This window comes from Streptomyces sp. NPDC045695 (assembly GCF_056432025.1).
The window spans coordinates 32,045-42,834 of record NZ_JBWKJU010000035.1; the positions used below are offsets into that span (position 1 = coordinate 32,045).

The following is a 10,790-nucleotide window of genomic DNA, read 5'->3' on the forward strand; positions in this document are numbered from 1 at the left end:
GGCGTAGAGGTGCGTTGTCGCCGTCACGGCGACGGGGCCTCCAGTACGGCGCGTAGCCCCTCCGGCGAGGTGAACACGTGCCCCTGCATGCCGAGTTCGCGGGCCGCCCACACATTGTCGGCCCGATCGTCGACGAACAGGACGTCCTCGGGGGGCAGCCCGAGGGCGCCGAGGCACCACTGGTAGGCGGCGGCCTCGGGTTTGGCGCTGCCGATGCGGCAGGAGAGGCCGCGGACCGCGAACCCCTCCATCCAGGGCTGGGTGGCTTCGAACAGCGCGGCCAGTTCCTCGGGGATGTTGGAGAGCAGCCCGAGCACGAGCCCCCGGTCGTCGAGCAGGCCGAGCAGCTCCACCATCCGCGGGTCGATCTCGCTCCAGCTGGCGAGGTCGGCTGCGATCAGGTCCTCGGTGAGGCGGGCGTCGAGCGGGCGGCCCGACTGCGCGCAGACCTTCTGCCAGTAGGCGGGACCGGCCAGTTCGCCGCGGTCGTAGGGCGGGCGCTGTGACCAGTACGCCTCCCAGAACCGGTCCGGGTCACCGCCGGCCGTGCGCTCCAGGACGCCCTGCGACTCGGCCGACTGGACCCGGGCGATGACGCCGAACAGGTCGAAGAGAACGGCTTTCATGCGTGCGACTTCCTCATGTTTCCTCGTGTTCCTCGTCTTCTCACAGGCAAGGGGATGCGGCGGTTCGCGGTCACAAGGCGGGGACGGCGTCGGTGCGGCCGCTCTCGCTGGGGCGGTCCACCCCGTCGGGGTCGGGGGCGTTGCGCCGCAGCCACAGGCTGAAGACGCCGCAGAGCACGGCGAGCGCGAACATCACCAGCGGCACCGTCTTCACGTCCATCGTGTCGATGACACCGCCCAGCAGTGGCGGGAAGGCCACGCCGCCGATCATCGAGGCGGCGATGACGTAGGCGCCGGCCGCGGCCACGCCGGGAACGGCGCGGTTCAGCCAGGGCAGGCACGTCGGGAAGATCGGCGCGATCATCAGGCCGACGCCGAAGTAGGCGTACGGGGCGAGGGCCGGCACCGTCGCCAGGAGCAGGAAGCCGGCCATGCCCGCGCTGCAGACCGTCAGGATCGAGGGCGCCGACCAGCGCAGGCTGAGGGGGGCGACCACGAACCGGCCGATGGTCATGGCCGCCCAGTAGGCGGAGGTCGCGGTGGCGGCGGTGGCGGCGCCGTACCCGACGGCTTCGAGGTGGGTGGGCTCCCAGCCGCCGACGCCGGTCTCGATGGCGACGTGCAGGACGTAGATGCCGATGAACACCGCGATGATCAGGAGCACCCGGGCGCCGCCCGCCGAGGTGCCCTCGGCGGAGGTCGGGTGCGGCTCACGGGCGGCCACGCCGCCCAGGGTCAGGAGGATCAGCAGGCTGATGACGCCGATGCCGAGGAAGATCTCCGGGTAGTGGTCCGCGCCGAGCCAGCCGATGAGGGCCGGGCCGGCGATGGCGCCGACGCCGAAGTGGCCGTTCAGCAGGTTGAGCATGGCGGTGCTGCGCCGGCCGAAGCCGACGGCGAAGAGCTGGTTGAGGCCGTAGTCGATGCCGCCGAAGCCGAGGCCGATGACGAACGTGCCGGCGAGGGCCAGGGCCCAGTCGGGCGAGAAGGCGAAGACGGCTGCACCGGCGGCCATCAGCACGTACGAGCCGCCGAGGAGCACCCGGTTGTTCAGTCGGCCCCGCAGCAGGTGGTAGACCAGGACCCCCGCCAGGGCCCCGACGAAGTGGGCGCTGAGGCTGAGCCCGGCGACGGCGGGGCTGAGGCCGTACTCCTCCCGCAAGGCCGGGATCGCCGGGCCGTAGAGCGCCTGTAGGGCGCCGATCACCACGAACGCCAGGCACGAGGCGATGATCGCGACGGTGGTGAGGAGGGGCCTTCGCACCTCCGGCAGGTCGGCCTCACTGGTGGCGGACATCGCACTCCTCATCGTTCGCAGTCGAATGAACGTCTCACTCGTTCACAGCAGCATGAAGTTCACACCGCCTCGTTCACGCTACTCATTAAGAATGTTCGTTTCAACAGATTCACTGAGCGAAATAAACATCGCGGCGCTCACGTGTCCCCGGTCTGTGCTAAAAGCAGACACATGAACGTGATGGAGAGGCACAAGTTCGTTGTGGGGCTGCTCATGCAGCAGAACCGCGCGACCGTGGCCGAGCTGGCTCAGGCCACCGGGACGTCGGAGATGACCATCCGGCGCGACCTTGAGGTACTGGAGTCCCGCGGGGCCCTGCGTCGGGTGCGCGGCGGGGCCGTCAGCAGCCTGCCCGGTGGCGTCGAGCCGCCTTACGCCGTACGGGCCATGTCGGGGGCGCAGGCCAAGGAGCGGCTGGCCCGCGCCGTGGTGGATCTGCTCACCGACGGTGAGACCGTTGCTCTGGACACCGGCACCACCGCGGTGGCCGTCGCCAAGGCCATGGCCGGCCGCCAGTTCACGGTCACCCCCCTCTCCCTGCACGCCGCCTTCGCCCTCTCCGCGCAATCCGGCATCCACCTGGTGATGCCCGGAGGGCAGGTGAGGCCCGAGGAGCTGTCGTTCTACGGCGAGGCCCCCGTGCACGCCTTCAAGGACCTGTGCTTCGACACGTTCGTCCTGGGCTGCTGCGGCGTCGACCCGATCCAGGGAGCCACCGCCTACAACCTCGACGACGTCCACGTGAAGCGTGCGGCGGTGGCCGCGGCACAGCGGGTGATCCTGGTGGCCACCGCGGACAAGATCGGCCGTACCGCGCTGGGCCGCATCTGCTCGATGGAGGAGATCGCCCTCGTCGTCACGGACGCCCCCGCCGACTCCCCTGCGGTCGAGGCGCTGCGTGACCGGGGGGTCGAGGTGGTCCACCCGGCGGACGGCTGAGCCGCGCGGCCGTGACGGATCGGGCCGGTCGGCGTCTTCGTGTCACGTCCCGCGTCCTTCCATGCCTGGGTCCTCCCGTCGCGGCGGGCCTCGTTCAGCAGGTCGGAACCGACCGCTTCGCGGCTGCCAATCCCACCGTGGCCCGCGGCGTCCGCGTCCGTACGCTCTACCAGCACTGGGCCCGCTTCGACCCGGCGACCGTGCGATACGAGGCGGAGGCGGCGGATCTGGGAGCCGAGGCCCGGGCCGTCTCCGGCGGCCTGATCCGCAGCCTCGTCTTCGACCGCGCCCTGCTCGTCCTCCCGCTCCAGGATGTGCCGGAGGGGGCGCTGCTCGTACGCAGCCCCGACCTGGTCGCATTCGGCGCAGGGATGATCGAACTCCTCTGGGCCGTCGGCGAAACCCTCAACAAGCCCCGCGAGAAAGCCTTCGAGCCGCCAGTGCAGGTACCGCTTGCCGGGAAAGCAAGGGCAGGCGTCGGCCGAGCTGCGCGATGCCGGAGTGTCGGCGTTCGGAGGCCCGTTCGGATCCTGCGCGGGCGGTGGTCGCGGGGCTCGCGTGGCGGAGGCGGCGGCCCCGACGGATAAGAGCGCCTGCGTCCTCGGGCGGTTCGACGGCCCGAGCGGACCGCTCGGCTTCGGCTGCGACAGGGGCACGATCGTTTCGTAGAGCGCGTTCCTTCACCACTGCGGCGGTGGCCTGGGCCCGGGCGTCGCACGGACCGGATCGGCGGCATCAGCCGCGTGCCCGTGCGGCAGCTGATGCAGTCGGCGGCTCGCCGCGTTGCGGACCGGCGGGTTCGTCCGCGAGGGGGCTGCCCTGGGACGGGAGCTCAGTCGCCCCCGCAGCTCGATGCGCAACTGGAACCGCAGCCGCCCCCGTTGTGCCGGTTGCCGGACCCGCTCCCGCGCCTTCGGGTCGACGAGCCGCGCTGTGGGTGCCTGCGGCGCTCATCCGCCCTGCGCTGGTCCTCCCGGTAGCGCTCCGCTCCCTCCCGGGCCTCGCGGAGCCGCTCGCGCTGTCGGGCAGGGCCGTCCGCCGGTTCCCACGGGCCCAGTCCGTGGCGGCGGTCCGGGCGGAGCGGGGTAGTGGTGACGGTCGCGTACACCCGCCCCATCTCCCGGTGGTGGTATTCGGCACAGGCGTATTCGAGGGCGACTTCGTCGCCCTCCGCGAGGGTGCCGTACAGGACCGCTTCGAAGGGCTCGTGCTGCGGATCGATGTCGTGGTGCCCGTTGCCCACTCCGTACACCGAGCCGCTGCCCAGGAGCCGTGTCCTGGCTCGGGTGTCGTTCTTGCCGGGAAGGTAGGCAACTAGGGGGGCTGCCGAGCGGGTGCGGGCGTCCGCGCACACCCAGTGACGCCCGTTCGCCTCGACGCGCACGCCCACGATCAGGGCCGGCTGGGGCTCCTCGTGCAACCGCAAGGCCGCCCGGTAGGCGAGCTGGCCCCGGCCGTAGAAGGTCGTACCGGCCACCAGGAGCACCAGAGCGACGCCCTGCTGCCCGACGGCGTCGTAGGCAACGCCGGACGCGGTCGGTTCCCCGAACAGGCCGTCGGCGAGGATGGCTGCGGCGACCAGGCACAGCGCCAGCCCGAGGTAGACGTGCTGGTGTCCGCGGTGGCCGTCCGATTCAGGGGTGCCTTCGGGCAGCGGGAAGCGGCGCCTTCCCGCAGCCGCGAGGGCCAGGGCCCGCTGTCGACGTCGGGCCCGCAGCCGCAGACAGCCTCCGGCGAGCGCGACGGCGCCAGCGGCGAGGATGACCAGCCATCCGGCCCTCGCCGGATGGTCCACGTGACCGGGCCGGGCCAGAGTCAGAACCGCCTCCACAGCGACGAACACAGCCGCCGGTATGGTCGCGATCGGAACGTACCGGTACCAGAACGGCAGGGCGGTCAGCGGGATCAGACCCGGATACCTCAGCCAGTCCGTCCCCTCCGCGGGCCAGGTGTGCCAGGCCGCGGACGCGGACGAGAGCCCGAACAGCAGGACGTACGCCACCGCCACCAGAGCGGCCAGGACCCAGCCGCCGACGGCCGGGGCGAGAACGGCCGGGACCGCCGCCTTCCGCCACCGCTCGGCGTCGGCCACAGCCCAGGTGGCGACGCCGCGTCCGGACACAGACCGGGAAACGACACCGTCCCCCGTCACGGACCAGGTGCCGACACCCTCTCTCCGCAGAGTCCCGGTCGGCAGAGTCCCGGGCGGCAGATACTTGATGTGATACGCCGTCACCGAACCACCGCCACGCGCCCCCGTATGCCCATCCCCAAGCCCCCCGCTCGCTCACCCGTGCATTCCCCGGCCAGTCTGCCCGTCACGCTCCTCGGCGCAGGGCGCTTTCCAGCCGAGCCTTCCGGTCAAACTCGTCCGTACTCAGAGGGCAGGGCACAAACCGTCCCGTCTCATGGAGCACGGCGATGGTGATGCCGCCTGAGCAGGAAGCTCACCGCGGCCGGTCGACCAAACGATCTCGAACTCATCGGCCGACAACGCCTGCGGGTCGTACCCTTCCCACTCGGAGACGGGTGGTTCGGCGGTCAGACCGATGACATAGCCATGGGGGTCCAGCTCGAAGGAGAACCGGACCGCTTCCTCGTCCCAGAAGCAGCGAACCCAGACCGTCACGGGTTCACCGTGTCGAAGGGTTCGTCGTGCCAGCGCCAGCCGGCGGTGCCGTCGTCGTGGATGTGCAGCATGAACTCGGCGACCGGGCTGCCGTCGGGAAACGTCAGGGTGAGCGCACTGCGGATCTGCGTGTAGCAGGCGTCGGCCCGCTCCCAGTCCTCCTTGTCGACTGCCCGCTCTTGGTCACTGAAGAGGGCACGGAACTCTTCAAAACCAGGAAGTGTCTCGACTTCGGCATGTGTCCAGGGCATGTCGGTGCCGGTCACGGCCAGCCGGGCAATCTCCTGGTCACCCTGGTGGAGCCGCCAGATACTGCCCGTGGTCAGGTTCGGGTTGGTCATGTCCCCCATGATGACGATCGACACTGACAAGCGGGGAGCGAGATTATCGTCCCTTCAGATGGGGATGGTCTCGCCAGTATGCCGAGGCCAACAGGCTGCTGGGCACGACGGCTTCGGGGTAGGTGACCAGCTCGATCCGGGCCTCGGAGGGGCGGCGGGGATCACCGAACGGGTCCTCGCCCAGCACGCCGGGGCGGCCTTCGGCGTGTCCACTTCTCCGGCCGCCAGGAGGCCCTGTGCCCCATCCCCTGATCCGACCCTCCATCGGCCGCACCAACGGTGTCGCCCACTCCGGCGCGCTATTAGCAATCCGCGAGCCCCTGACGGCGTGCGCCACGTACTCGCCCGGCCTCACCGCCGGTGCGGCCCCCCGGTCGGCCGGTCTTCCGAACCCGGCCGACCGGTGGTCCGCGTCGCGTCTCGGGGGCCGCGTCGCCTGTCGGGGTCCGCGTGCCTCGTCGGGGTCCGCCTCGTGCCTCGGGACCCGAGCCGCCTCGGGACCCGAGCCGCCTCCGACCCGAGCCGCGTCTCAGGGTTTGATCGTCAACTCCGCGCACCGGGTGGCGACCGCCGCGAGCGTCTCCCCGCTGTCGTGCAGCCGGCGCTGGACGCGGGCGCCGTTGCCCCGTTCGTGCAGGTGGGCGATGGCCTCCCGGACCCGCTCGTCGTCGCCGTGGTCCACGAGGGCCTCTCGCACGTGCTGGTACAGGGCCTCGACGGCGTGCACGGCCGACGTCTCCCGCATGGTCTCGGGATGCAGCAGCGGGCCGTCCAGGCCCGAACGGCCCGCCCGCCAGTTGGCCAGGCGCAGCAGGCTCGTGCCGATCCTGGCAGGGGGCTCGCCGTCGCGCCACGCGCGCGCCGCCGTCTCGACCAGGCCGCGTGTGAGAGCGGCGAGCAGGACCGGGGTGGAGGCGTCCAGGCAGACGTCGGCCACCCTGACCTCCACCGTCGGGTAGTTGGCCGACAGCCGGGCATCGAAGTAGATCATGCCCACGTCCCGGAGCACCCCGGTGTCGATCATCGCCTGGACCTGCTCGTGGTACCGGTCCGCGGACCCGAAGACGTCGACCGGGCCGGCGGACGGCCAGCGGTTCCACACCCGGCTGCGGTAGCTGCCGTATCCGCTGTCCTCACCCTGCCAAAAGGGTGAGTTCGCGCTGATGGCGGTCAGGACGGCCAGCCACGGTCGGATGCGGTCCAGGACCGCCACGCCTTCTTCGTCCGATTCGACCGAGACGTGCACGTGGCAGCCGCATGTCAGCTGCTCCTGCGCCGTCAGGCCGAACTGCTCTCCCAGCCACCGGTAGCGCGACCCCGCGCTCAGTGAGGGCCGTACCGGCAGCGGCGAGGTCGCGACGGCCGCCACCACGGCGCCCGCACTCGCCGCGTGGTGCGCGGCCTCCCCGCGGATGCGGACGATCTCGTCGTGCAGCTCGCCCATGTGGGTCACCGGTTTGGTGGCGAACTCCAGCTGTTCCTTGTGTAGTTCCTTCTCGAACGCGTGGTCCTCCCCGCCCGGGCGCTGCCAGGCCAGGCGGTCCGCCGCCGCCAGAACCGCTCCCGAGACGGCCAGCGGTTCACCGCTGCGCTCGTCCACCAACAGCAGTTCCTCTTCCACACCCACACTTCTCATACCGCCACCCGGGGATTGCGCTTTCAGATGGTCGTCGCCTGCCCTGTCTTCCGGCGACCATGCCACCGCCGGCCCGGCGGGCCGCCGGCCCGCTGCCAACCCGGCCTCCACCCCCGGTGCGGTGTCTGCCGGTCCGCGATGGTGGCGTCTTCGATCTCGACCTTCCTCTTGGGCTTCCCGCCACCCGCGGGGCTGTAGCCGTCGTCGCCGGTCTTCCCGACCTTCTCCAGCAGGTCGATGCCATGGGTGATGTCGCCGAACGCGGTGTAGTCGGAAGGCAGCCGGGAGTCACCGAAGAGCCGGGCGGTGAGACCAGTACGGGTCGCGACTCGCAGCGTGGTCGAGAACATGCAGGTCCGTTTCGCAGACAGACGCTGGGGGCTTGATCTTGATATCGGCCTCCGGCGAGGACGCCGAGAGACATGCCCTGACTGTGCCCATATGAGGGATGACATCCGGTGGCTGCGTCCGCCGTTCCAAGACCCATCGCCAGCCGGTCAGGCCCGGTTCCCACGCCACCAGGAGGCGGGAACCGCGAAGCACAGGTCACCGACGCGTCCCTGGCCCCGGTCGCCGCCGCAGCCACCGACACCCTGCCGCGCACCACGGAACTCAAAGAGACGCTTCGGTCGGTCGGCACCGCACTCCTCCGCCGTGCTCGCGACGCCGGAGCGGTCCGGCGTGACCTGGCCGCCGCTGACCTCTCCCGCTCATGTGCGGCATCGCCTACGCCGTTGACGTCCACGGCGGCACACCCGCCGACCGGTTCGACACCGCACACCGCTACTTGGCCACACTCCTCGAAGGACTGCACGCCACGCCACAGCACGCGTGAGCACACCGCCCGCGCACCAACCGGGGTGATCCGCACCTGCCGCCACGACCTGTATGGCGCACCGGGCCGCGATCGCCGTCCCCTTGGGGAATCTGACCACGAGGGGGGAATCCCGTGACGCGGACACGGTCGAAGGTGGGGCATCCCGTGACCGCTGACACCACGGTCTCCCCGTCGGCGGTGGTCGGTTTCACGGGGCCGCGGCGGCGGGTGAACCTTTGCTGAGCGGCTGCGCGGTGACCAGCTCCAGTTCGTCGGCCAGGTGGCGCAAGTCCACGGCAGCAGGTACGGAACCGGCCATGCACCGTGCATGACCGTAGGAAGGGTTCAGGCCCGCCCGCCCCGGGGCTGCGGCGCGGGCGGAGCTGCGGTGGATCCGCGTCCAGAACTGATCCACCCCACCGTCGCTCTGGCCTCATGAATCTCCGCATCGCAGCTCCGTGAACCGTGCGGACTTCTGGGCGAGTACGTCGGCGAGGAACCCGGGTGCCTGGGCGCCGAGCATCCGGTACAGCGTGACCATGCTGGTGATCGCGGTGTCCGCGACTTCCTCCTGGACATGCAGCCAGGAACCCTGCGCCTTTCGCGGGTTCGTCCCCCAGGCGCCGACCACGGCCTGCGCGGATTCGCCGACCTCTTCGGTGAGCTTGAGGACCTGTAGCGTCCACTGCTGCTCCGGAGTCATCCCGCGCTCGGTGTCCAGGCCGGTGAACAGTTCGCCGAGCATGCCGATCGTGTCCCACACGGCCGGGTACGGCGGTTGCGGTGTGAGGGAGCCCTGCACGGGGCCGGCCAGGGGACTGGTGTCCAGGCGGATGTACCACTCGGTGGCCAGGATCCGGTGCCGGACGTCGTCCAGCACGCCCGACAGAAGAGCGGGCAGCGCGCGCCGGCCCTCGACTTGGCTCCGGTGTGCGCGGATGGCCTCCCACTTCGTCGCCGCCACGGGCCCCACGTCGACGCTCGCGGTGACCTGGTGGTCGGGGATGCTCCGGACCGTCTTGCCGACGCGCGCGAGAAGCGGGCCGAGGTCGCCGACGCCCGACTGCGGGTGCGTCGCCAGGTACAGGGCGCCTGGCGTCCAGGGTTCGCCTGCCTCGGGGTAGAGGTGGGGGAGACCGGCGGCGTGAACGGCGAGCTGGGTGACGCGGTGGGTGTGCAGGTGGTCGGGGTGGCCGGTCAGCTGGCCGTACTGGTCGTGGGTGATCACGATGTCCGGCCGCAGCTCACGGATGTGGCCTACGAGCAGCCCGACCACCTCATCGAGGGGTGCGTCGCACAGGCGGGGCCGGCCTGGCGCGGACTCGGGAACGCGGGCGTCGGCGTAGCCGAGCATCCGGGGTTTCCCGGCCCCCAGGATCGCGAGGGCATCGGCGAGTTCGGCGGCCCGGTGCGTGTCGGCGGCCCAGGTGGCGGTGACCACGGCGGTCGCCGCGCCCGCGGCGGCGTGCTGTGCGAGGACGCCGCCAGCGAGGAGCGCTTCGTCGTCGGGGTGTGCGAAGACTGCGAGGAGGGAGGGCTTTGGTTGTGTCACGGGTGTCTCCAGACAGAGGAGTCGGTGTGCGGGGACGGGTGGTTGGCGGTCAGGCGCGTGGTACCGAGCCCTTGTCGGTGGCTGCGGCGGGCGGGGCAGCGGACCGGGCGGTGGTGCGCTGCGCGGTCAGCAAGATCGCCGCGAGGGTGCCGGCCTCGGTGATCCGGCCGTCACCGCACATCGCCACCGCTTCGTCCAAGGTGACCCAGCGCAGCTCCATGTCGGCCTCGCTCGGATCCCGGTGGTGCTCGCCGATGCTCAGGCCTCGGGCGAGGTACAGGTGCTCGCGGGTACGCGCGCCGGCAGGCATCCGCCACATCATCGTCAGCAGCTCGACCTCGCAGGCGCGGATCCCGGCTTCCTCAGCGAGTTCTCGGCGTGCGGCCGACAGGGGATCTTCGCCGGGCTGGCATCCGCCGCCGGGGCACATCAGTAGCCGTTGTCCGCAGACGTAGACGTTCTCCTCCACCAGGGCGATCCGATTGCGGTCGTCAAGGGCCACGACGCGAACGCCGTCGGCGGAGTCGGTGTACTCGTACGTCCCGATGCTCTGGTCGGTGCGCCGGACGGAGTCCCGGCGCACCACCACCCGGACTCCCGTGTATTGGACGGTCGATGAGACCGTGGTCCAGCCGTCGATCATGCCGACTCCTTCGTCTGGGACTGCTCCACCGGCTGGAGGGCCAAGGCTGCTCGGCGGGCGACCCGCCAGCCCGGCGAAGCACGGTGGATGCGTGGCGGATTGGCATGGAACGTGTACGAGGGCATGGCGCTCCCAAGGTGGTGAGGGTGGTCTTGCGGGTCCCGAAGCCCCAACGCTCATGCGGGCTCCGGAAGAGACGGCCTAGTGACCTGGTTCGGAGATCCTGTCGCAGTAGCGGCAGATCCGGTCGATGATCTGGTCGGCGGTCTTGGTCCACTTGAACGGCCGGGCTTCGTTGTTCCAGACCTTG

11 protein-coding genes and 2 pseudogenes are annotated in these 10,790 nt (G+C 70.9%); 4 read left to right on the plus strand and 9 right to left on the minus strand.

Annotated features, from left to right (window positions below; all coding sequences use genetic code 11):
• Nucleotides 1-23 precede the first annotated feature (23 nt).
• Both AC07DU_RS33045 and AC07DU_RS33050 read right to left on the minus strand, forming a co-directional pair.
• A complete protein-coding gene (locus AC07DU_RS33045; protein ID WP_479115562.1) occupies nucleotides 24-626 on the minus strand; it encodes an HAD family hydrolase in 603 nt (200 codons plus the stop codon).
• A gap of 70 nt (nucleotides 627-696) precedes the next feature.
• Entirely contained in the window at nucleotides 697-1,923 is a 1,227-nt protein-coding gene (locus AC07DU_RS33050; protein ID WP_479115564.1) for an MFS transporter, read from the minus strand.
• 171 nt (nucleotides 1,924-2,094) lie between these two features.
• Here AC07DU_RS33050 and AC07DU_RS33055 point away from each other — a divergent pair, with 171 nt between their 5' ends.
• Nucleotides 2,095-2,862 (plus strand): DeoR/GlpR family DNA-binding transcription regulator, encoded by a 768-nt coding sequence (locus AC07DU_RS33055; RefSeq protein ID WP_479038688.1) that lies wholly within the window; start codon nucleotides 2,095-2,097, stop codon nucleotides 2,860-2,862.
• A gap of 137 nt (nucleotides 2,863-2,999) precedes the next feature.
• Complete coding sequence (locus AC07DU_RS33060) at nucleotides 3,000-3,449, plus strand: hypothetical protein (protein ID WP_479115566.1); 450 nt, start codon at nucleotides 3,000-3,002, stop codon at nucleotides 3,447-3,449.
• 245 nt (nucleotides 3,450-3,694) lie between these two features.
• On the opposite strand, the gene AC07DU_RS33065 is transcribed toward AC07DU_RS33060, so the two are convergent.
• From AC07DU_RS33065 to AC07DU_RS33085, 5 genes are all read right to left on the minus strand, one after another.
• The gene (locus tag AC07DU_RS33065; protein WP_479115568.1) at nucleotides 3,695-4,984 is read right to left on the minus strand and encodes a hypothetical protein; all 1,290 of its coding nucleotides are present in this window, start codon (nucleotides 4,982-4,984) and stop codon (nucleotides 3,695-3,697) included.
• Between the two features lie 255 nt (nucleotides 4,985-5,239).
• Entirely contained in the window at nucleotides 5,240-5,491 is a 252-nt protein-coding gene (locus AC07DU_RS33070) for a hypothetical protein (RefSeq protein ID WP_479115570.1), read from the minus strand.
• Nucleotides 5,488-5,832, minus strand: coding sequence for a hypothetical protein (locus tag AC07DU_RS33075; RefSeq protein ID WP_479115572.1), 345 nt, complete (start codon nucleotides 5,830-5,832; stop codon nucleotides 5,488-5,490). Before AC07DU_RS33075 ends, AC07DU_RS33070 begins: the two co-directional genes overlap by 4 nt.
• 529 nt (nucleotides 5,833-6,361) lie before the next feature.
• Nucleotides 6,362-7,468 (minus strand): glutamate--cysteine ligase, encoded by a 1,107-nt coding sequence (locus tag AC07DU_RS33080; RefSeq protein ID WP_479038703.1) that lies wholly within the window; start codon nucleotides 7,466-7,468, stop codon nucleotides 6,362-6,364.
• 23 nt (nucleotides 7,469-7,491) lie between these two features.
• Nucleotides 7,492-7,818 (minus strand): hypothetical protein, encoded by a 327-nt coding sequence (locus AC07DU_RS33085; protein ID WP_479115574.1) that lies wholly within the window; start codon nucleotides 7,816-7,818, stop codon nucleotides 7,492-7,494.
• A 108-nt stretch (nucleotides 7,819-7,926) separates the two neighbouring features.
• On the opposite strand from AC07DU_RS33085, the pseudogene AC07DU_RS33090 reads away from it, so the two are divergent.
• Both AC07DU_RS33090 and AC07DU_RS33095 read left to right on the plus strand, forming a co-directional pair.
• Nucleotides 7,927-8,118, plus strand: a pseudogene (locus tag AC07DU_RS33090) (hypothetical protein); the annotation flags it as partial.
• Between the two features lie 62 nt (nucleotides 8,119-8,180).
• On the plus strand, nucleotides 8,181-8,303 hold the full coding sequence (locus tag AC07DU_RS33095) for a hypothetical protein (RefSeq protein WP_479115580.1): 123 nt from the start codon (nucleotides 8,181-8,183) through the stop codon (nucleotides 8,301-8,303).
• A gap of 787 nt (nucleotides 8,304-9,090) precedes the next feature.
• On the opposite strand, the pseudogene AC07DU_RS33100 reads toward AC07DU_RS33095, so the two are convergent.
• Together AC07DU_RS33100 and AC07DU_RS33105 are read right to left on the minus strand one after the other, a co-directional pair.
• Nucleotides 9,091-9,837: pseudogene (locus tag AC07DU_RS33100) on the minus strand (PIG-L deacetylase family protein); the annotation flags it as partial.
• Between the two features lie 49 nt (nucleotides 9,838-9,886).
• The gene (locus AC07DU_RS33105) at nucleotides 9,887-10,480 is read right to left on the minus strand and encodes an NUDIX domain-containing protein (protein WP_479115576.1); all 594 of its coding nucleotides are present in this window, start codon (nucleotides 10,478-10,480) and stop codon (nucleotides 9,887-9,889) included.
• Between the last annotated feature and the right edge of the window lie 310 nt (nucleotides 10,481-10,790).